We start from the raw sequence: 21,170 nt of genomic DNA, 5'->3' as shown, positions 1-21,170 counted from the left end.
ACTATGCTAAAATTGTGCTAATTGTTGTGTAAGCAACCCGCAGTTCGGAAGGACATAAATGATTCACCTCTCTAATGGTGAATTAAATTATTTTTTTAAAGGAGTTTTGTCAGTGATTTATAAAGTTTATTATCAAAACGATAAAAAACGGAATCCTAAGCGCGAGGAAACCCATTCTCTCTATTTGGAAGCGGACACCGAAGTTGAAGCCCGCGCCCAAGTTGAGGCCCACACGGACCATAACATCGAATTCATTGAAGCCATGGAAGGTAAGACCTTGGCTTACGAACAACAGAATCCGAATTACAAATTAACGGAGTTCAGTGAATGAACAAGTTAAACGTCAAAAATAACGAGACCGCTATCTTTGGCGTGGGTGGACTTGGTGAAATCGGGAAAAACACTTACGGTATCCAATTTCAGGATGAAATTATTCTGATCGATGCCGGAATCAAGTTTCCTGAAGACGAACTATTAGGGATCGATTATGTCATCCCCGATTATCAATACCTCGTTGAAAACCAATCCAAGATCAAGGCGCTAGTGATCACCCACGGCCACGAAGACCATATTGGCGGTATCCCGTATCTACTCAAGGCCCTTAACGTTCCGGTTTATGCCGGTCCGTTAGCCTTAGCGTTGATTAAGAACAAGCTTGAAGAACACGGATTACTTAAATCGACTGAGTTACACACAATTGACGATGATACTGTGCTGAAGTTTCGGAAGATGAGTGTGACCTTCTTCCGGACGACCCACTCCATTCCCGATACTTTAGGAATTGCCGTGCACACCCCGGTCGGAACCATCGTGGAAACTGGGGACTATAAGTTCGATCTGACGCCCGTTACCAATCAGCCGCCTGATCTTCAAAAGATGGCCAAGTTGGGAGCCGACGGTGTTTTGTGCTTGATGTCTGATAGCACGAACGCCGAGCGTCCAATCTGGACCAAGTCTGAAAAATGGGTTGGCAAGTCAATTCGTAAGATCTTTGATCAAGTTGAAGGTCGGGTTATCTTTGCCACCTTCGCGTCAAACATCTCACGGATTGAAACGGCCTGTGAAACTGCCCTCGCCCATGGTCGTAAGATCGCGGTGTTCGGTCGCTCCATGGAAGCAGCGATCGTAAACGGTCGTGAACTAGGCTACTTGAACATCCCTGACGAAGCGTTAGTCGATGCCAATGCCATTCGCTCCCTGCCAGCCAACAAGGTTATGATTCTTTGTACCGGTTCTCAAGGTGAACCCATGGCGGCCCTTTCACGGATCGCTAACGGTACTCACCGTCAGATTTCAATTCAACCTGGTGACACCGTGGTCTTCTCCAGTAACCCAATCCCTGGTAACACGATTTCCGTAAACCGGGTCATTAACGAACTGGAAGAAGCCGGCGCCAACGTCATTCACGGGAAGGTTAACAACATCCATACCTCTGGACATGGTGGTCAAGAAGAACAGAAGCTGATGCTCCGGCTGATGCAACCGAAATTCTTCATGCCAATTCACGGGGAATACCGGATGTTAAAGATTCATACCGAATTGGCCGAACAATGTGGTGTCCCTCTCGACCATAGCTTCATCCTCCAAAATGGGGATGTCTTAGCTCTGACCAAGGATTCCGCCCGTGTTGCGGGTCATTTCAGTGCCGGTGACGTCTACATCGACGGTTCCGGAATCGGTGATATTGGTAACGTCGTCTTACGCGACCGTCAATTACTTTCCGAAGAAGGACTCGTGGTCGTTGTGGCCACTATCGACCTGAAGAACCAAGAAATCAAGGCCGGTCCTGACCTTCTCTCTCGTGGCTTTGTTTACATGCGAGAGTCTGGCGAGTTACTCAATGAAGGTCGTCGGCGGGTCTTCCAGACGATTCGCAGAGCCATGCGTAATCCGAAGGCTACCGAGGCTTCCATTCGTAACGCGGTCATTGATGACCTTCAGAACTTCCTCTTTGCGAAGACTGAACGTCACCCAATGATTTTACCAATGTTTATTATGACCAAGTAATTTACGAAAGGCATCTGAGACTCGTTCTCAGGTGCTTTTTTTCATCCCCTACTCTTAATTGCGGACAAATGAGTGGACTAAAAACTGTCAGCGGCGATCAAATCATCGTATGACAACGATTCTAGACCAGTGCATTTTAAAAGAGGTTTTATTTGATAAACTCTTGTACTTGGTTTTACAATTCGCCACAAAATAAAAATGCTAAGCTTAGAGGCATAAGGGCATCCCAGCGGATAACTCTTATGCCTCTAAGTTTAGTATTTTTTCTACCAGTTGAATTGAGCTTCTGAATTCATGCCCTGATAAATTTTAATCGTGCTTTCCATATAGCTCTGTAAGTCAGTTGTACTGGACACAAGACTGCCATAGAACTCCTTGACTAAGAACATGCCGATTAAAGAAAGGATTTCATCGGTTGTCATGTCTTTGCCCTTAGCGTAAACCTCTCCACTTCCTGTGTCGACACCAACTTCAAGAGTTCTTGTATGCTCGAACGGCTCGACATTGGGACCGTCGGCATGTGTCTTTTCAAGCGCACTACCAATGGTACTAACTTTTGCTTGAGTCATAGTCAGAAAGTTGCAATATGACATTCCTAGCATAGCCAGTGAAACGTCGTCTTGCACCGGTTGCTTTTTGACCTTAACTTGCATGTCTGGTTCTACTTCAACAATGAAAATGGGTGCTTTCGTCATAATTTCTCCTAACTCACTAAAATGATATTTCTAGGATTCCCTGACAATACATTAGAATATGGGGCAAGCAATCTAGCCTTATAATCAGGGATACCTTTACACATAATAAAAGTTTAATTTTGAACTGACAAATTGTCAAACCAAGCGCAACACTTTATCAAATAAAACCTCTTCAGAGGTACGGTGGTTTAGCTACTATTTACAGTTCCTAATATTCTCGTCCGTCCGCGGTTTTAGGTTTTTATTTTTAGGAAAGTATTCGGCCAGTAGACCGTCACACCAAGTTTTCAAGGATTTTCGCTAAGTCCAAAAATTCTGTGCCATGGTCCGGAGTCAGTGAAAGAACACATTCTTTAGAAATTGCTGTAAGGGCTTCATTCGCTGATCAACCGTCCTTTCGTTTGGCCTTTTGAACCAAAGTGTATCGCGTTAGTCGCTCTACCGTTGTCACTAGAACAGGCTCGCCGATTTGGTCAAGCTATGGGTCTTTTTATTCAATTAGTGTTGTACTTCAATTGTAAATTCGTCGCCCAATTTGCCCCGTTTCTTACGACAATGGAAAGTTCCAGGAGAATGACTAGGCAGTCAAACGGTTTTCGTTTATAATGGTTAAGATTAATCATTGAGAGGAGAAGTACGGTGAGTGTCCAGTTCTATATCATCCTAAATGAACACGCGGGTAGTGGCCACGCCAAAGAGGTCTGGCCCGCTATCAAACAACAGCTTGACGCCGCTGCGGTCTCCTACGAAGTGGCTGTTTCGGAGTACCCAAATCACGCCGTACTCTTGAGTGAACAATTCGCGAAGCAATTGCCAGATACCCCGCATCAAGATTGGGTGGTCCTGGCAGTAGGCGGTGATGGCACCCTACACCAAGCCATCAACGGGCTCACACGTTTCCCCCGCCATTACCGAATTCCGGTGGCCTATATCCCGATCGGTTCGGGAAACGATTTCGCCAGAGGCGTGGGTATGGCCATGGATTGGCAAACGGCTCTAAAGCAAGTCACCCAATGCACTCATGCAACCGATATCGACATCGGCAGCTATGACGAAACCATCAAGCAGGAACGTGGCGTCTTTACGAACAATCTTGGGATTGGCTTTGACGCCGCCATCATCTCCCAAGCCAATCAATCCAAAGCCAAGGTCTGGTTGAATAAGCATCACCTGGGCTCCCTTTCCTATCTGGCTTCAGCACTGAGTGTTTACTACAATCAGACCGGCTTTACTCTGACGGTTCACGTCGGCAATCAGCGAGATATCTATCCCAACGCCTTTCTAGTGACCACCACCAACCATCCCTACTTCGGAGGTGGTGTGGGTATTGCCCCGGGGGCCACGGTTCACGACCATCAGCTCCATTTGGTCGTCATCGAAAAACCTAATTTCTTCAAACTACTCTGGTTGGCCTTACGCCTCGTATTTAAGCGTCATTTGACGTCTAAGGCCGTTCACTACTATCAGGCATCGAAGGCATCGAATGTCCACCTCACCGTTCCGGCCATTGAATACGGCCAATTAGACGGCGAGGAGATGGGTGGACGCTTCTTCGACGTTTACGTCGGCGTTACCCAATATCCCTTCTGGTTCGACATCACAATTTAACGAAAACACGAAAAAGGTCAGGACACTAGGTCCTGACCTTTTTCGTGGCTATCTTAACCAATATTTGTTTGTTTAATCTTCCGAAGCAGCCATTGCTTCCAGAATCATGTCCAGCTGAGCACATTTATCCGTCAGTGAGGTCATTTCTTCACCGTAATGGGGTTCAATCCGCACAGTGTCCTCAGTGGGACGAATGCTCTCCGATTCCTTCCGTTTTAATGTCGCCAACTGGTTGTTAGCTTGCCGATATTCTTCCAGAATCTCTACTCGATTACTCATCCTTCAACAACTCCTTTAACCAACTATAGAATTTTTTAACACGTCTATAAATGACTAAAAGGAATCATACCACTTGCCTGTCGATTTGTTAACGATTTTCTTAACTTTTGTTCACGAAATAATAAAACTGGCTAAATGACCGGCAACTGGTCGCAACAGTCTACTTCAATGTCCCAGCAAATGATGGCATAAAGTACTTGCTAATCTGTTGAACCTTCACGTTGTCCCCTGGTTCAGGTGCAGCAACGAATTGGTTATTCCCTAAGTAGATCGCATCGTGATACGTTGCCCCAGAATTACCCCAGAAGAGGATATCCCCAGGCTTAGCAGTTCCCACGGAGTGCTTCGACACGAAGGCTTCTTGAGAAACCGTGTTATGTGGCAAGTTCACGCCTAATGCATTCTTGTAAACGTAAGCCACTAATCCAGAACAGTCCATCCCACTGAGCGAAGATCCGCCCCAAACGTAAGGAATGTTAGCTGAGGCCAGCTTCAAGGCCAAACCAGTCACAGAACCACTGGATAAGTTCGTATTGGTCTTAGCACTTGATGACGAACTCGTTGTCGTCGTGGTTGTCGATTGACGGACACGTGCCTGCTTCTTAACGGCTGCTTGCGTGGTCGTCTTAATTCGCTTCGTCTGGCTGGTTGCTGTCGCATTCTGGCTGCCAGTTTGCGTGGTCTGCTGGGCTTGACTAGAGCTAGCTGGTTGGCTAACACTGGTCTGTTGACTAGTCTGACTCTGTTGGCTGGATTGAGCCGGTTGCGCTTGACTAGAACTTGATTGGCTCACACTAGATTGGCTAGCAACACTAGACGTTGACTGGCTAGGTTGTGACTGACTGCTTTGGCTAGCAGACGATTGTGAGGCTTGCGAAACGGGTGTGGTTTCGGCGACAGCTGCGCGTGTGTGTTTCTCGGTACTAGCAGTAGACGAAGAACTCGTCGTGGCTGTACTTGATGATGACTCGCTGACACTGGCAGCTTGTTGCTTCTGTTGCTTGGCTGCAGCGGCTTGTTGTTCGGCTACAATCTGAGCCTGAACCGCATTGGCTTTGGCAGTACTCTGACTCTGTTGCGTGGTCGACGTGGATGACGTCGTGGTATCAGCAGCCTTGGAAGCCCCGGTAGGCAGTGATAATTGCTGACCGACACTCAACATGTCCCCTGACAAGTGGTTGGCAGCTTGTAGCTGTGCCACGGAAACATGGTAGGCCTGGGCAAGATCCCATAACGTATCCCCGGACTTCACCGTAATTGTTTGCTTGCTCTGTGATGACTTGACTTGTAATTTCTGACCGACAAAAATCATGTCTGTTGAACTGTCAATTGAATTCTGCTTTTCGAGATCCTGAATGGAAACCCCTAGCTTCTGTGAAAGAGCCCAAACGGTGTCTCCGGCCTTAACTTGAACGGTATCCGCATTTGCAGTAATGGTGGCACCTGCTGCTAATGCCCCAATGGCACTAACGACCCCAACAACTGCTTTGGTTTTTCGTTGTCCTGTACTCATCTTCACCAACACGTCCTTTTATGACTTTAGATTTTCAAAGCTTGTGAACCCAACCCGCCAAAATTGAAGCAGGTGGTGTTCGTTCATAGTAAATACGAATCACAAATTAATATTACCACACGTTTTCCCAGTTCCTTGTGAATAATTAAGAATTTCATAACTAGTTTTACTCATTGAACTGACGTTCCCTAATCTACTAATCACTCATTCACAGATCGCTGAAAGCCTTGATACCATGGTGAAAAGCGTTTTCATTTATCGAACTCACGTTCATTTTCATTAACGAACTATCTTGGCTAAAATGATTGGTAATGCATAAACTTTCGTCATTCAATTTCAGTTGCAGCCTACAAGTTCCCGTTGAAGACGCTTTCTGTAAGTTACAATCGTCCCGATTTGCCTAAAGATTGTGAAATTTAAATTTACGCACAAAAAAACGGGAGAAATTCTCCCGTTAATTTGTTATCTCACTAATCTTACCCGTTCTAGCCAAAGATGCTACTGAAGAACGAAACCACTTTATGCCAGATCTGGACAAGGAAATTTTCCGCCTTCTGCGCGTCCGCACTGTTGGCAAAGTCCTTCACACTAGCCATCTTGTTCCCGATACTGTTGGCCAGGTTGTCGGCAACATTCGTCACATTTTTAATATAGGTCTTACTGGTTGAAACTGGGGCTGCTTGAACCTTGCTCAGTGCAACCGCAATATTGGTAATCTGCGTTGAACTGGTCTGATCCGCAATCCCCTTATTAGCTAACGCCTTTTGGAGCATGGCTTCAATATCTGCCTTGGTCGCCAAGTCGTTGCCATTTTGTCGTTGTTTGGCCAGGTCGGACGAAACATCCCCAACCGCCGACATCAACTTACCCGGATATTTATTATCCTTGCTGTTGCTATCGATGGCGGGTTGGGTGGCATCCAGCACACCATTGGCCGCCTGCGTATTCTCAGCGTTCAATGTCAGGCCATCGGCTGCCAACGCCTTATAGACCCCGGTCAGCGCAGATTCACCGGAAACCGTCTTATCGGCGGTCACGGTGATAATAACATCCTTCACCCCAGCCATGGTGGCAACCATGGCATATTGTTGCGAGGTCACTTCGGTAATATTGTTCTGACCGTCGTAGTTAGCGATATTCACCTTAACCCCAGTCCCTGGATCGGCGGGTGCCAATGAAACGGAACTAATCATGCTGGCATCCGAGGTCCCAGCAGAGTTGAGATACTGTGCGTAGTCGCTCCCATTAACCGTGAGTTCAGTATAATTGGACTTGGCCCCTAGGGCGTCACCCACCTTACTCTTATCTTCACTGGCTAAGCCAGCGCCATAAACGACGTAGGCCTTCGATAAAGCCTTTGTCTGAACGGAACTGCCACTCGAAGCTGAAGAACTGCTGGCGTCCGTCGTGTCCGCGTGAACTGCGAGCGTCCGACCACCGAACCCAATTCCCAGTCCCAGCGTTGCCACCGTCAGACCAATTAATAAATGTTTTAACTTCATTAGTTTGCCTCTCTTCTCACTTGATTGACTTCCCTGTAAGCCCAGTATAGCACGGCGTCAAACGGTCTAGTTGAATCAGCGGTGAGCTTAGAGAATTCTTCAAAACTCTGGTTTATTGCCAGAAACGCCGTGATCCCGCATATTCCGGAGCTAACTTGGAAGCCGCCATTTTAATCTTCTGGACGGGTTCACCAGGCTTCGGGGCATGTAAGAGGCATCCTGAGCCGGCGTACAAGCCAACATGGTGAATGTCACCAGTCCCATGATCTTTGGCAAAGAAAACTAAGTCACCGGCCGTCAATTCTTCCGGCGGCACTGGATAACCATTCGCAAACTGATCACTAGCGTCACGAGGAATAGTGTAGCCCAAAACCCGGTGCAAACTGTAAATCAGACCAGAACAATCAAATCCGGTTGGCGTAATGCCTCCCCACAGGTAAGGCGTTCCCAGAAACTGTTCGGCTAGCGCGAGGATCCGGCTACCATCGTTCACGCCACTGACCCCAATCTTGGCCGCACTGGCGGCAATCTTGCCGGCACCTAGCGGCGTCACGACATCAATCCAGTGATCATCTTGACCGGTTGTCGTGAGAATTGTTCCCATCGGTAACTCTAAACGGGGTTGTTCATCAGGCCCCAACAGCGTCGTGGTCGGTTGAACCAACCGCACCGTCGTGGTCGGGTAATCCAATTCAGCATCGCTTTCAGTCAACTGTGAGAGCGGAATCCAACCAGGATAACCGCGACGTTCCAGTCGGTTAGGCTGGCGCGTCACAAAGACCTTGGCCCAGCCATCAGCCTGCCGATCGAGGACAACGCGGTCATTAAACAGGGCTTCGGTTACTAGCGCCTCGTCATCTGACAAACGCTGCAAGTCCGCCGGTTTGCGGGTGGCCAACCAAGTCGTGAGGTCCCCTGACTTGAGATACGCCTGATCACTCTTGCCAACAGCCTTGGGCGTTGACCATACCAACGCCGTCGGCACCTTGATCCGTCTAATTTCCATTAAAAACCGCCTCCAGTTTCTTTACCCCCAATATACCAATAAATCAGTCAACTTACTAGGCCCGCCCCCACGAAAAAACCGGGCTAGCTGCGGAAGGCCAACCCGGTCCAGAGGACATAACGTGAAATTATTTAAGTTGCAAGTAGGCTTGAACGACCTTGTCAGTTGTAAAGCCGGCCATGGCAATGACTTCTTCGCCCTTACCACTGGCCCCAAAGTCATTCTGAGTCAAGGCGACCCCATCCAGACCAACGAATTGATACCAGCTTGATCCACTTGCCATTTCGACCGCCACACGGCGACGAAGCTTCATTGGCAAGACAGCTTCTTGGTAGTCCTTGCTCTGGTCGTTGAAGGTCTCAAAACTAGGAATGGAAACGACACGAACGTCGTGTCCCAATTCGGCTAACCGTTCCTGAGCCTGTAACGCCAATTGAACTTCAGACCCGGAAGCCATCAGAATCCCCTCGGCATCATCCTTAGCATCCCGAACGACATAGCCTCCACGCGTAACCCCGGTGTGAACCTTGGCTGCCGGAAGTGGTAAGGTTGGCAGAGCCTGCCGTGTCAGAACCAAGGCCACGGGATGGTCCGTTGTTTCCAATGCGGCCTCCCAAGCAGCAGCCGTTTCATTACCATCGGCTGGCCGGAAAACGGTCAGGTTAGGAATGGAACGCAGCGCGGCCAACTGTTCTACCGGTTCGTGAGTTGGCCCATCTTCCCCAACTGCCAGAGAATCATGCGTTAAGACGTAAATCACTGGCAATTGTTGCAGTGCAGCTAACCGCATGGCTGGCTTCATGTAATCGGAGAAAACGAAGAACGTCGATCCATAAACGCGGGTCCCACCATGCAATGCAATCCCGTTCATGGCAGCAGCTTCAGCAAACTCCCGTACCCCAAACCAGAGGTTGCGGCCTTGCCGGTTCGTAGGACTGAACCGATCGGCACCAGCAATGGCTGTCTTGTTTGAACTAAACAGGTCAGCGGATCCACCCCACAGGTTCGGGCACGACTTGCTCAATTCTTGTAAGACTTGAGAACCACTAGCCCGCGTAGCCAAGGCATCCTTCTTATAATATGTTGGCACATTGTCTGTGTAGCCGGCTGGAAGCGTTTGGCTAACACCTTGGGCAAATTGCTTAGCCAGCTCGGGTTCTGCCTTAGAGTACCGGGCAATCAGGCTAGACCATGATTGGTGGTTTGCCCAACCACGTGCCTTAATGGTACTCATAAAGCGTTCAGTAACGGCATCGGGTACTGTGAAAGGATCTTCATTCCAGTGATAGAAGTCGCGAGTAGCGGCAAGATCTTCGTCATTCAATGGCGCACCGTGAACCTTGTTTGTGCCGGCCTTAGGGCTCCCGGCCCCAATCTGTGTCTTCACTTCAATCAAGGTTGGGCCGCCCGTGTTTTGCTTTGCGGACCGAATAGCCGCATCGATTGCTTCAAGGTCATTACCGTCCGCAACCCGTGCGTAGTTCCACCCGTAACTCTGGAAACGTTCACCGACGTTATCATGACTGGCATTGGTCAGCGGGCCATCTAGTGAAATGTCATTTGAATCATATAAGACGATCAGGCGGTTTAATTGCAGTTGCCCGGCTAAACTCGCAGACTCAGCCGCAACCCCTTCAAGTAAATCCCCATCGCCACACAGTGCATAAGTATAGTGATCAACCACGTCGTAATCGGGACGATTGTAAACACCCCGCAAGTGACTTTCAGCAATGGCCATTCCCACAGCCATTCCAATCCCCTGACCCAGCGGGCCGGTCGTGGCATCAACACCAGGCGTCACGCCATATTCGGGATGACCCGGTGTCTTACTCCCCAATTGCCGAAAGCTCATCAGGTCTTCTCGGGTAATGGCAAAGCCACTCAGATGTAGCAAGCTGTAGAGCATGGCCGATCCGTGACCCGCCGATAAGACAAACCGGTCGCGATTAAACCATTGTGGGAAAGATGGATCAACGCGCAGATGCCGTGAAAACAGCACATAAGCCATGGGAGCCGCTCCTAATGGTAATCCAGGGTGCCCGGAATGGGCCCGAGAAATCATATCCATGCTTAACATCCGTACGGCCGTTACTGCTTGATTGTCCACTTCATCAAATTTGATTGGTGCCGATTGTTCATTCAACATTTGTTCATTAACCTCACTTTGGTTGGCCGGACAGCTCACGGTCAACGGAAATTTATAGATTAGGTGCCAATAATCTCAGGGAATTCCTCCCCGACTTTCATAACTATACCAATTCATCACAAATAATGCAACCATCTTGCAGAAAGTTAAATTGACGCGGTTTATAATTAAGATAATCTTTAATATTCAGATAGACCGCTTTGATAATATTGCAACCGGTTGTCTTTCCTGACCGCAAAAAAAACGACCCATTTCCAAAAGTCTTGGAAAGGATCGTTTAATTTACGAATCATTTTCAGAAAAACTTATTTACTTGCTTCAACCACTTGGTCGTAGGTTGGAATTGAAGGCATAGCCCCTAATCCTTGAACCGTCAATGAACTGGCACGTTGGGCAAAGACCAAGGCCGTTTCAATGTTGCTCAGGTCAGGTTTCAATTGTGAACTCAAGGCACCAATGAAAGTATCACCGGCAGCGGTCGTGTCAACGGCCTTAACCTTGAAGGCTGGCACGAAGCCAGATGCCTTTTCGGTAGCGTAGTAAGCACCCTTACTACCAACCGTGATGATCAGGTTCTTAACACCCATTTCACGGAACTTCTTAGCATTGGCATCCATTGAAGCCACGTCGGTCACTTCAATACCCGTCAAATCAGCACTTTCAGTTTCGTTAGGCACAACTAAATCGGTGAAGGTCAACAGTTCAGGACTGATCTCGGCAGCTGGAGCTGGGTTCAAGATCGTCGTCACACCATGCTTCTTAGCCACCTTAAAGGCAGTTAAAGCGGCAGCTTGTGGCGTTTCAAACTGCGTGATCAAGAAGTCTTCGTTGGCGATGTCATCTTCATCGGCCAACACTTCTTTTTCTTCGATCTGTTGGTTGGACCCCCCATAAACCAAGATACTGTTTTGACCTGCTTCATCCAAGAGGATGAAAGCAGAACCAGTCCCAACGGTTTGGTCCGTGACAATAGCACTGGTATCAATACCATCATTTTGCAGAGATTCTACCATGAAGCGCCCTGCGTCATCGTTCCCTACCTTACCGATAAAACGTGTTTCGGCACCGGCACGTGCGGCTGCGACGGCTTGGTTGGCACCTTTACCACCAGCGGCACTACTTTTGTTTTCAGTTGACAAAGTTTCACCGGGTAACGGCATGCGAGGTACCCGTAAAGTTGTATCCACGTTGAGACTTCCAAGAACAGTTACTTTGTTTGCCATAAATAAATTCCACTCCTTAACCATATTCCGTTCGTAAAACGTTTTACTCACTACCGACACGCGCGGCAATTCGCTTTCTTGTCACTAGCGTATCATTTTTCGAAAGGGCTTACAAGTCCCAATTGATAAAAAATTAGGACGAGGCTGGCCCGGTACTCTCACGTTGCTTCAAGTCCACCGGTAACTCCACGGCCTGTGGGGCCTGCCGGGTGTTTTGAATGCGATTGATCAGAAGCATGGTCGCCTGCCGCCCCATTGTCACTACCGGTTGATGCACGGTGCTGAGCTTCGGGACAATATACTCGTCAAAGTCGATATCATCGTACCCCATCACCGAGACATCCTCGGGAACTCGTTTGCCTTCTTCGTGAAGCCCCCGAATCAGCCCCATGGCTGTTTCATCGTTAATGGCGAAGACTGCCGTGGCTGAAAGGGCCAGCACATCGGCTGACGCTTGGTAACCACCGAGCTTGGACATTGGCGATAGGATAATTGCGTCATCCGGTAGGTCCACACCATCCTGAGCCAAACGGTCTTTGAAGCCAGCCAAACGAATTTGCAAGTTTTCCGTGGCATTTTCCGGCATAACTACCGCAATCTTGCGGTGCCCTAATGATAGCAGATGTTCCGCCGCCAATCGGCCGCCGTGGTCCTCATCGATCCGGACTCGGTCCATACTTGGTCCTCCGTTTTGATCAATCAGGAGATACGGAATCCCATTCTTTTTCAAAATATTATCAATGGCTTCCGCCGTAATGGACGCACTGGCAATGATTAACCCATCCACCGCCCGCTTAATCAGTTCCTGCAGGTAGTAGCTTTCCAGATCCTCGTCGTGGTCCGCCCCGAAAATTAAAGGAATGAACCGTCGTTCGCGGCTGGCCGATTGAACCCCCCGGATGAACATACTAAAGAAGGGGTTTCCCAAGTTAGGGACCAGAACACCAATGGTCTGCGCCGACTTCATAATGAGGTTGCGCGCATTGAAATCAGGCACGTAACCCAATTCTTCTTGTAGGTGATGCACCCGGCGCCGAGTCTCGAGGCTGAAACGCTCGCCCTTACCGTTTAAGATTTGTGAAACTGTTGTGACTGACACCCCAGCGGCTTCCGCGAGGTCTCGAATCGTTACTTTCCGTGTCATAGCACCCTCCACACCGTTTAGGTATCCTCAAGGTTTCCCTTTTCCAGTTTCAATTCATGCTTAACCCTAAAGCCACTAGGAACTAACCGTACTTGTCGCACGGTAGCCCCTAATGGCTGAGATGATGGTCAATCTTGATGACTATCGTTTAACTTAACGGCCTGAGAAACGTGGCCATTCGTCGCACCTAACAGGGCCTTCGCTTCGGCAATCGTTCCCTTGGTTTCAATTAAGACAATCGCCAATGGCACGTTGTTACCTGCCCGGTCTAAAGCCCGTTCTGCGGCTAATGTTGAGGTCTGGGTGGCCTCGGCAATGATCTTCTTGGCCCGTTCAAAGGTCTTCCCGTTTGAAGGGACCACGTTAATCATTAGGTTCTGATAAACCTTCCCAGATTTAATCATAATGCCCGTCGACAACATGTTCAAGACCATTTTTTCCGCAGTCCCAGCCTTCAACAGGGTCGCCCCCGTAATGACTTCGGGGCCAACGACGGGGGTGATAGGATAATCGGCCAACTTAGCTAACGGGCTATCCTCGATACAGGAGAACCCAATCCCCAGGGCACCCTGGTCCTGGGCAAACTGTAAGGCACTGACCGTGTAAGGCGTCTGGCCAGATGCCGCACTAGCAATAACGACATCCTTAGGGCCTAAATTAACGGCTGCCAGATCATCCTGTGCCAATTCTGGCGAATCTTCAACTGCTTGAATGGTATGCGTCAACGCCTCGGTTCCCCCGGCAATTAAGCCAAAGGTTTGCTCCGCGGTTAGCCCGTAGGTCGGTTGTAGCTCCGTGGCATCAATGACCCCTAACCGGCCGGAAGTCCCGGCACCGACATAAATTAGCCGGCCGCCATCGTCGAATTTGGGAAAAGCTGCATCGATCGCAGCAGCGATTTCTGGTAATTGTTTTTGCACCGCGCGTGCCACGCGATGGTCCTCGCGATTAATGGTTGCCACCATTTCCAAAGTCGATTCCCGATCAATGTGCGTCGAGCGGTGATTTCGTTGTTCCGTGAGCAAGTCATCAAAATGCATCGTGTAGACCTCCAACTTTCACTATGTATGGCGAATAATGTATTCGCTTTCATGATTACTATGTTAGGTATAACATGTTTTCCCGATAATTTCAACGACCATTTCAATTTGCGCCCGGTCTAAGCTGATTTTACAAAAAAAGTCCGGGCAAATTCACCCGGACTTTCAATCATTCAACTTTCTTTCATGTCAGTCGTTTTTATTGTTCAACTTTCATCCATTGATAACCACGACTCATCCCCGCTGGATTCCAAACGTAACCGGAAACCTTCGTGTTCCACATTTCAACAGTTGCGGGTTGATACAATGGAATGACCCCTTGCTGCGTCATCAGTCGCTTCTCAGCGTGCACCAAATCTTGGTAACGTGCGGCTGGCTGGTTGGCATCCTGATTTTCGGAACGTTTCAAGTCATTGTCATACGTCGCATCCGAGAACCCACCATTGTTGTTGGTATTCCCCGTTTGCATCAGTGACAGGAAGTTAATCGGGTCCGCAAAGTCGGCCCCCCAGTTCGTCAGCACCAGATCGAAATCACCGGCAGCTGAACGGCTCAACCGCGTCTTGTAAGGCAACGTGCGGATGCTAATCTTCACGTTAGGCACCTTCTGCAATTCGGCCTGAATGTACTGGGCCACCGTCTTACTTACCGAAGTATCGTCGGTCATCAGACTAAGATCCAGCGTGGCCGTCTTGCTCTCCTTTAAGCCAGCTTTCATCAGGCTCTTGGCTTGCTTCAAATCAAAGGCCACACCAGCCTTCACGTAGGCATCCTTAGCAAAGTCCACATCGGTCTTGGGGTTACGACTCAGATTATTCGAGACAAACCCTTGGGGCGCCTGTGAGCCATCCCGTAGAACCTTCTTCGCCAACTGCTGCTTGTTGATGGCTAAGGATAGCGCCCGTCGCACCTTAACGTTCTTTAAGGCCTTCACATGCTTCTGGTTCATCTGCATGTAGTACATGGTTCCACCAACATAAGTCTTCATGGCTGGATTGTTCTTTAAGTTGGCCACCTGCGTGCCATCCAGTGTTGTCGCGTCCAGCTCGTGCTTCTGGTAGAGACTCAGTCCCGTTGAAGGATCGGCCACAACTTGGAATTTCATCTGCTGCAGGGTAATTTGCTTCTTGTCCCAGAAATGACGGTTCTTAACCAAGGTCCAACTTTGGTCGGTTCCCTGCCACTTAGTCATCGTAAATGGCCCATCGTAGGCAGTCTTCTCGCTCCCATGCCCGTAGTCCTTACCATACTTTTCAACCATACTTTGTTCCTGCGGGAAGAAGGTTGGGAAGGCCAATAACAGCTTGAAGTAAGCCACGGGCTTGCTCAAAGTGACCTGTAACTGATACTTACCAGTGGCTTTTACTCCCAATTGGCTGGGAGCGAGCTTACCACTCTGAATCTCATCATAGTTCTTAATTCCAGCCATGAGGTAGGCATATTCCGCCGCCGTTTTGGGGTTAACCGTCCGTTGCCATGAATAGACATAGTCCTTGGCAGTCACACGGCTCCCATCGTTCCAACGGTTATTGTGCCGCAAGTCAAAGGTATACTGCGTCCCATCCTTGCTGACCGTGGTCTTCGTTGCCATGGCATTAATGACCTTTTCATTCTTGCCGAGGCGATACAACCCTTCTTGCGTATGGTACAACTGCGTCAAACTTGTGGAGTCCGACGCCTTGGACACATCCAACGTCGTCACTTCTGACTTCGTTGCCAGCTTAACGATTTGCTTGCTCGCTAACTTCCCCGTCGATTTAGATGACGATGACTGGCCACAAGCGCTGAGCGCCCCAATAACCACCATCGTCAAGCCCATTAAGGCCACAATTCTTTTACCCTTCAAAATTTTAGTCACTCCTCAATCATTTATTGTCACTATAAAATCCCAGATCATCACAAAACAAGAACCATCACCTGAGTGACGGTTCTCGTCCTAACTCACTATTGTTTAAGGCCTAGGGAACCCGGTGAAACAATGAATCTACCGGTTCCTGATGGTAAATCAAGTCGATGGCCTGGCCGAATAGGTCGCCAACCGACAAGATCACAAATTTATCACTTTGCTTCTCTGCGGGCAACTGAATCGAATCGGTGAAGACCACTTTCTTCAATGAGGACTCATTGATTCGTTTCGTCGCATCGCCGGACAATACGGCATGGGTGGCACAAGCATATACATCTGCCGCACCCGCTGCCATCAGTGCCTCCGCCGAAACCGTAATCCGTAACGCCGTGTCAATAATATCATCAACCAGGATGGCGTGCTTGCCACGGACATCCCCAATCACGGCATCCGGATGGGCCGCATTCTCGGTATCCGTCCGGTTGTCAATAATGGCAATCGGGGCACCTAATAATTCCGCTAACCGCCGAGCTCGACTGACACCCGCGTGGTCAGGAGCCACGACTACGATGTCTTCATCAACGAGATCTGGACTCTTTTCAAAGTAACTCGTCAATAAGTGATCACTCTGTAAATGGTCAACTGGAATATCGAAGAAACCTTGTAATTGCGCGGCATGGAGATCCAGGGCAATCACCCGATCAACCCCATCCATTTGGAGCAATGATGCAATTAATTTTGCGGTAATTGGTTCACGTGAACGGGCCTTGCGATCGGCACGTGAATAGCCGTAATACGGGATTACGACGTTAATCTTAGCGGCACTTGCCCGTCGAGCAGCATCCACCATGATTAAGAGTTCCATCAGATTGGTGTTCACCGGATCCGAGACGGATTGAATAATAAAGAGTTTGTCGCCTCGAATGCTTTCGTCGATACTAATCTGGATTTCGCCATCGCTAAAGTGTTTGATCGTTGCCTTACCGAGCGTGACACCAGCGGCTTTCGCAATCTTTTCAGCAAGTGGCCGGTTAGAGTTCAGCGCAAAGACTTTCATTTTACCAGCTTCGACATGTTCTGCCATAACAGCCTCCCAGTGGGTTCACCACAATTCGTTTATATTTTACTGCCTATATTATCGCAATCTTTTTCCGTAAACGCAACGCTTAAGCCAGACTTTTAGGGCTTTGCCATAAATTGTTGCGGGGTCACACCGGTCATCCCTATCATGGGATCGACCTGGCGACCCGTAATCATGGCCAGAGTTAAGCGGTTGGACACCGGCTGATCTTCTGCTTTTGGTGAGTCGGCGGGTACCGCCGTTGGTGCGGCTGTCGTCATTGATTCATCAGCCTTCGCAGGCTCCGTCGCCGCGCTGGATACCGGTGTTGGCGTGTGTTCCCCGTCCGGATCCAAGACCGTCGCAATCCGTTCACTCAACGTGGTATGCCGGTTCACCGAAAGATTCTTAACACAGGTCTCAAAGGCCTGTGGCTCTCCCAGTAGAATCAACATATCCGCGGCCCGGGTAATCGCCGTATACAGTAGGTTTCGCTGGAGCATCCGATTGTACTGGGCCACCATGGGTAAAATCACCATTTTGAACTCGGACCCTTGCGCCTTATGGATCGACATGCAATAGGCCAAGGTCAACCGGTTCCAGTCGTTGCGCGCATAGGTGACCTCGGTCTGTTCAAAGGCGATCGTGAGTTGGTCGGACTTGACCTTACTGTGCTTGTCACTCGCCAGGTCAATCCCCGTAATCGTCCCGATGTCACCATTGAAGACGTTGTTTTCGGGGCTATTCACCAGATGTAACACCTTGTCTCCGATACGGAACTGCTGCTGGCGAAATTCCACCTGCTTCTGCCGTTCCGATTTGCGGGGATTCAAGATATCTTGCAGAACCACGTTCAAGCGATCGATCCCAGCCGCCCCCCGATACATGGGCGCCAAGACTTGAATATCACTGGCCGTGAAGCCCTTGGCATGGGCCTTGGCAACGACTTGATCGATGACACTCTCAACCTGGTTGGTGCGACAAGCGATGAACGACCGGTCCTTTTGATTCTGGGTAAAGTCAGCAGGCAACCGACCGTCCTTAATCGCATGGGCCAAAGGAATAATCGACGACCCATCCCCTTGCCGATAAATGGTATCTAACTGAATTTTTTTCAATTGTTGACTGGCTAAGAGGTCATGAAAGACCTGCCCCGGCCCCACCGACGGCAGTTGATCCTTATCCCCGACCAAGATGACCTGCATTCCCACGGGCACTGCCCGTAGTAGCGTCTTCATCAGATAGACGTCAACCATTGATACCTCGTCGACAATTAAGAGCCCGCCCTCAAGATCCTTGGTCGCCGCGGCGTCCAGATCGGCCTCACGACCCGTCAGACCGAGCAGCCGGTGAATCGTACTGGCCGGTAACCCGGTGGCTTCACTCATCCGTTTGGCCGCTCGACCAGTTGGTGCCGCCAACAGAATAGGAAACGGTTGATCCTTGTAGTCGTTAATATCTAAAGAATAATCATTGAGCCGGGCATACAGTTGGACCAGGCCCCGGATGATTGTCGTTTTCCCGGTCCCAGGTCCCCCGGTTAATAGCAGAATTTTGGCCTGTACAGCCGCCGCCAGAGCTGCCGTTTGTGACTCGTCGTAGACAATGTCTAATTGCTTTTCAACGAGTCGAATCTGCTTGGCAATGCTCTGTTCATCGTAATCATGTTGCGACGTATCCGCCTGCAGAAGTCGTTGAAGGTGTTCGGCCACCTGCCATTCTGCATCATACAAGGCTTTGAGGTAGATCCGCTGGTCATCGCCCACAACCTTCTGTTGTTTAGCCAACTCCAGAAGCTGGTCCGCCAAGGCCTGCGGATTCAACCGCACGTTGCGGGAATTTTCCAACAGACTCAACGCCTGATTCAACAGGGGCTTTGCCGTCGTAAAGGTATCGCCGTTGGCCACGGACAGGTCCGTCAGTGTCTGAAGCAACCCGGCTTGCAAGCGCTCCGGGCGATCGGCAGCATAACCTAATTGGGTGGCGATCTGATCGGCTCGCTTGAAGCTCACCCCGGTAATCTCCTCGGCCAACTGGTACGGGTTCTCGTGAATGACGTCCAGGGTCTTTTCCTGGTAACGGTTATAGATTGCCGCCGCCAAGGTACTCCCGAAGCCATAGCTATTGAGGCCGATAATGATCTGTTCCATTCCATTATTCGTTTGCAATTGACTCACTAGGGTCGCCACAATCTTCGGTGACAGTCCCAAGGGGGCCAACACGTTACTATCGTCTAAAATAAGTTCAATTGCGTTGGTTCCTAAGGCGTCGACGATCTTCTCGGCAGTCTTCTTCCCTAATCCCGGAAAATCCGGACCACTGAGATAGGCGATCACCCCGCTACGCGAAGTTGGCGTTTCATTCTGATAATTATCCGCTTGAAACTGGACCCCATACTTGGGATGTTCGACGCGCTTACCAGTGAAGCGATAGGTCACATCGTCCTTGATGTCGGCAAAATTCCCCGTCACCACGATTTCATCCTCGTGCCAGTCCAGACTGGTCTCCGAAACCTTCACCAACATGACCTTGTAAAAACTATCCTGACTCGTGAAGAAAATGGCGCTGACGGTGCCCACCACATAGTCGGCCTGCGATCCCTGGTCGCCCGCTAGTAAATCCATTGATTCGGTGGTCATGCTGTCAGCCTCCTTGCGCTACTTGTCTTTGTCCTGGTCCGCTCCCCGTTGGGTTTGGACGAATCGTTCGATGTCGGCCAGCCGCTGCTGACCCTTTTCATAATAAGCTGGATCTTCTCGTTTGGCCTGATCAAAGTAGGCCTGATAGGGTTCTCCCTGGACCATCGCCACTAACCCCCGGTCAAAGTTGGCCCGGCCACTGTCGGGAACAAGCGCTAACAACTGGTCGTAGTATGTCGCCGCCTGGGCCATGTTTCCCAACGCTAACAAGTTCTCCGCCACGAGTTGGAGGGTCGCCGTATCTTGGGGCTGACTCGCCAAAGCCGTTAAGGCAAAGACCAGAGCCCGCTTGTGGTCTCCACTTGCCATGTAGCTCTGCGCCACCATCAGATATCCGGCTCCCTTGAGATGTTGACTCAACTGGTCGAACTGCGCGATTGCCTTGGGATATTCCTGGGCCGCGTAGTAGACGTTCCCTAACCCATAGTGTAATTTCTCGACGGTTTCTGGTTGCGTCGCAAATAACCCCAGCGCCTTCATCAGGAGCTCCTCGGCTTGGTCAAACGAATTCAAGTCAACCAGGACCGTGGCCAACTCATAGTAGGCGTCGGCATCCCCGGGATGACTATCAATATGTTGCACTAATTTATGAACCATCTGTTCTGAACGTTCTTTTTTACGGTCCCGTTCTCGGCCCTGCTTTTTTTCAGTCATTGTGCCACCTAAATTGTATCCGTCGGCGTCGCTTGCGCCGTCAGAAAACTTGTATTGTTCCAGTCTAACAGGTTAAAGGTTTGCCCACCATCCGTGGTCTCCAACACCGTCAAACTGGTATTTCGTAACCCACCACGTTTTCTCAGATCCGCGATCGGCGTGCCTAATAAGGCATTGATTTCTGCATTCAGTGCCGCCCCGTGGCTGACGATTAAGACGTTAGCCTGAGGATCATCGTTGGCTGCCACAATCCGCCGAATCGCCGGGGTCATCCGGGCAATGACCTCTTCAAAGGTCTCGCCACCAATCCGATCCGTCCGATACTGGTCGGGATGCTCGCGAAAGGCCGCGAGTTCCTCTGGAAATTGTTGTTGGGCGTCCGCAAAGGCCATCCCTTCAAGCTTCCCCAGATGAAATTCCTCCAATTGGCTCAGTAAAGTCAATGGCACCCGTTGATGGGCGGCCTTAATGATGCGTTGGGCAGTCACCCGAGCACGTTTGATGGGACTAGCGTAAGCGTGCTGAAAGGCAACAGGACGCAGGTAGCGCCCCACCTGAATCATTTGCTGGTAACTTGCCGTTAGTAGCTCAGAATCGCCACCAGCACCCTGAAACCGCCCCTCTAGATTCCACTGCGTCTTACCATGCCGAACAAAGTATAATTTCAAAACTTGGTGCCTCACTTTCTCTGATGCCACAATTGAATTTTGATTAAAAAAACGTTAACTCGTGGCGGTTGGTCGATCCG

Annotated in this window: 17 protein-coding genes; 3 read left to right on the top strand and 14 right to left on the bottom strand. The window is 49.7% G+C overall.

What is annotated here, in order from left to right:
• Positions 1-112: 112 nt before the first annotated feature.
• Both EKM70_RS08195 and rnjA read left to right on the top strand, forming a co-directional pair.
• On the top strand, positions 113-331 hold the full coding sequence (locus EKM70_RS08195; protein WP_125546908.1) for a DNA-directed RNA polymerase subunit epsilon: 219 nt from the start codon (positions 113-115) through the stop codon (positions 329-331).
• Entirely contained in the window at positions 328-2,007 is a 1,680-nt protein-coding gene (rnjA, locus tag EKM70_RS08190) for a ribonuclease J1 (RefSeq protein ID WP_125546906.1), read from the top strand. The genes EKM70_RS08195 and rnjA overlap by 4 nt, the downstream gene beginning before the upstream one ends.
• 266 nt (positions 2,008-2,273) lie before the next feature.
• On the opposite strand, the gene EKM70_RS08185 is transcribed toward rnjA, so the two are convergent.
• Positions 2,274-2,702: a hypothetical protein gene (locus EKM70_RS08185; RefSeq protein ID WP_125546904.1), complete on the bottom strand. Its 429-nt coding sequence runs from the start codon at positions 2,700-2,702 to the stop codon at positions 2,274-2,276.
• Positions 2,703-3,341: 639 nt separating this feature from the next.
• Between EKM70_RS08185 and EKM70_RS08180 the strand changes: the two genes are divergently transcribed.
• On the top strand, positions 3,342-4,310 hold the full coding sequence (locus EKM70_RS08180) for a diacylglycerol/lipid kinase family protein (protein ID WP_125546902.1): 969 nt from the start codon (positions 3,342-3,344) through the stop codon (positions 4,308-4,310).
• A 72-nt stretch (positions 4,311-4,382) separates the two neighbouring features.
• On the opposite strand, the gene EKM70_RS08175 is transcribed toward EKM70_RS08180, so the two are convergent.
• From EKM70_RS08175 to EKM70_RS08115, 13 genes are all read right to left on the bottom strand, one after another.
• Positions 4,383-4,589 (bottom strand): hypothetical protein, encoded by a 207-nt coding sequence (locus EKM70_RS08175; protein WP_125546900.1) that lies wholly within the window; start codon positions 4,587-4,589, stop codon positions 4,383-4,385.
• 160 nt (positions 4,590-4,749) lie between these two features.
• Positions 4,750-6,102 carry a C40 family peptidase gene (locus EKM70_RS08170; RefSeq protein ID WP_125546898.1) on the bottom strand — a complete coding sequence of 451 codons (1,353 nt, stop codon included), beginning with the start codon at positions 6,100-6,102 and terminating at the stop codon, positions 4,750-4,752.
• Between the two features lie 485 nt (positions 6,103-6,587).
• The gene (locus EKM70_RS08165) at positions 6,588-7,604 is read right to left on the bottom strand and encodes a DUF1002 domain-containing protein (protein WP_125546896.1); all 1,017 of its coding nucleotides are present in this window, start codon (positions 7,602-7,604) and stop codon (positions 6,588-6,590) included.
• 112 nt (positions 7,605-7,716) lie between these two features.
• Complete coding sequence (locus EKM70_RS08160) at positions 7,717-8,610, bottom strand: C40 family peptidase (RefSeq protein WP_125546894.1); 894 nt, start codon at positions 8,608-8,610, stop codon at positions 7,717-7,719.
• 127 nt (positions 8,611-8,737) lie between these two features.
• Positions 8,738-10,756, bottom strand: a complete 2,019-nt coding sequence (tkt, locus tag EKM70_RS08155; RefSeq protein ID WP_125546892.1) for a transketolase — start codon at positions 10,754-10,756, stop codon at positions 8,738-8,740.
• A gap of 305 nt (positions 10,757-11,061) precedes the next feature.
• On the bottom strand, positions 11,062-11,979 hold the full coding sequence (gene rbsK / locus EKM70_RS08150) for a ribokinase (RefSeq protein ID WP_125546890.1): 918 nt from the start codon (positions 11,977-11,979) through the stop codon (positions 11,062-11,064).
• A 133-nt stretch (positions 11,980-12,112) separates the two neighbouring features.
• Positions 12,113-13,123: a ribose utilization transcriptional repressor RbsR gene (rbsR, locus tag EKM70_RS08145; protein ID WP_125546888.1), complete on the bottom strand. Its 1,011-nt coding sequence runs from the start codon at positions 13,121-13,123 to the stop codon at positions 12,113-12,115.
• Between the two features lie 128 nt (positions 13,124-13,251).
• A complete protein-coding gene (murQ, locus tag EKM70_RS08140; RefSeq protein WP_125546886.1) occupies positions 13,252-14,163 on the bottom strand; it encodes an N-acetylmuramic acid 6-phosphate etherase in 912 nt (303 codons plus the stop codon).
• A gap of 199 nt (positions 14,164-14,362) precedes the next feature.
• Positions 14,363-16,009 carry a peptide ABC transporter substrate-binding protein gene (locus EKM70_RS08135; RefSeq protein ID WP_125546884.1) on the bottom strand — a complete coding sequence of 549 codons (1,647 nt, stop codon included), beginning with the start codon at positions 16,007-16,009 and terminating at the stop codon, positions 14,363-14,365.
• Between the two features lie 112 nt (positions 16,010-16,121).
• Complete coding sequence (locus tag EKM70_RS08130) at positions 16,122-17,093, bottom strand: ribose-phosphate diphosphokinase (protein WP_125546882.1); 972 nt, start codon at positions 17,091-17,093, stop codon at positions 16,122-16,124.
• A 95-nt stretch (positions 17,094-17,188) separates the two neighbouring features.
• A complete protein-coding gene (recD2, locus tag EKM70_RS08125) occupies positions 17,189-19,708 on the bottom strand; it encodes an SF1B family DNA helicase RecD2 (protein WP_125546880.1) in 2,520 nt (839 codons plus the stop codon).
• Between the two features lie 18 nt (positions 19,709-19,726).
• Complete coding sequence (locus EKM70_RS08120) at positions 19,727-20,422, bottom strand: tetratricopeptide repeat protein (protein ID WP_125546878.1); 696 nt, start codon at positions 20,420-20,422, stop codon at positions 19,727-19,729.
• A gap of 8 nt (positions 20,423-20,430) precedes the next feature.
• Positions 20,431-21,090, bottom strand: coding sequence for a histidine phosphatase family protein (locus EKM70_RS08115; protein ID WP_125546876.1), 660 nt, complete (start codon positions 21,088-21,090; stop codon positions 20,431-20,433).
• Between the last annotated feature and the right edge of the window lie 80 nt (positions 21,091-21,170).

Origin of the sequence: Levilactobacillus lindianensis (genome assembly GCF_003946095.1) — a bacterium.
Taxonomy (GTDB): Bacteria; Bacillota; Bacilli; order Lactobacillales; family Lactobacillaceae; genus Levilactobacillus; species Levilactobacillus lindianensis.
Note: the sequence above shows the minus strand (reverse complement) of the source record. Positions and strands in the feature narration are given on the sequence as shown.

What these genes read in the sequence shown, in the direction of transcription:
- recD2 (WP_125546880.1), bottom strand. Translation starts at nt 19,708, where the DNA reads ATGACCACCGAATCAATGGATTTACTAGCGGGCGACCAGGGATCGCAG.
- EKM70_RS08165 (WP_125546896.1), bottom strand. Translation starts at nt 7,604, where the DNA reads ATGAAGTTAAAACATTTATTAATTGGTCTGACGGTGGCAACGCTGGGA.
- EKM70_RS08170 (WP_125546898.1), bottom strand. Translation starts at nt 6,102, where the DNA reads ATGAGTACAGGACAACGAAAAACCAAAGCAGTTGTTGGGGTCGTTAGT.
- EKM70_RS08175 (WP_125546900.1), bottom strand. Translation starts at nt 4,589, where the DNA reads ATGAGTAATCGAGTAGAGATTCTGGAAGAATATCGGCAAGCTAACAAC.
- EKM70_RS08120 (WP_125546878.1), bottom strand. Translation starts at nt 20,422, where the DNA reads ATGACTGAAAAAAAGCAGGGCCGAGAACGGGACCGTAAAAAAGAACGT.
- EKM70_RS08130 (WP_125546882.1), bottom strand. Translation starts at nt 17,093, where the DNA reads ATGGCAGAACATGTCGAAGCTGGTAAAATGAAAGTCTTTGCGCTGAAC.
- rnjA (WP_125546906.1), top strand. Translation starts at nt 328, where the DNA reads ATGAACAAGTTAAACGTCAAAAATAACGAGACCGCTATCTTTGGCGTG.
- EKM70_RS08160 (WP_125546894.1), bottom strand. Translation starts at nt 8,610, where the DNA reads ATGGAAATTAGACGGATCAAGGTGCCGACGGCGTTGGTATGGTCAACG.
- tkt (WP_125546892.1), bottom strand. Translation starts at nt 10,756, where the DNA reads ATGTTGAATGAACAATCGGCACCAATCAAATTTGATGAAGTGGACAAT.
- murQ (WP_125546886.1), bottom strand. Translation starts at nt 14,163, where the DNA reads ATGCATTTTGATGACTTGCTCACGGAACAACGAAATCACCGCTCGACG.
- rbsR (WP_125546888.1), bottom strand. Translation starts at nt 13,123, where the DNA reads ATGACACGGAAAGTAACGATTCGAGACCTCGCGGAAGCCGCTGGGGTG.
- EKM70_RS08185 (WP_125546904.1), bottom strand. Translation starts at nt 2,702, where the DNA reads ATGACGAAAGCACCCATTTTCATTGTTGAAGTAGAACCAGACATGCAA.
- rbsK (WP_125546890.1), bottom strand. Translation starts at nt 11,979, where the DNA reads ATGGCAAACAAAGTAACTGTTCTTGGAAGTCTCAACGTGGATACAACT.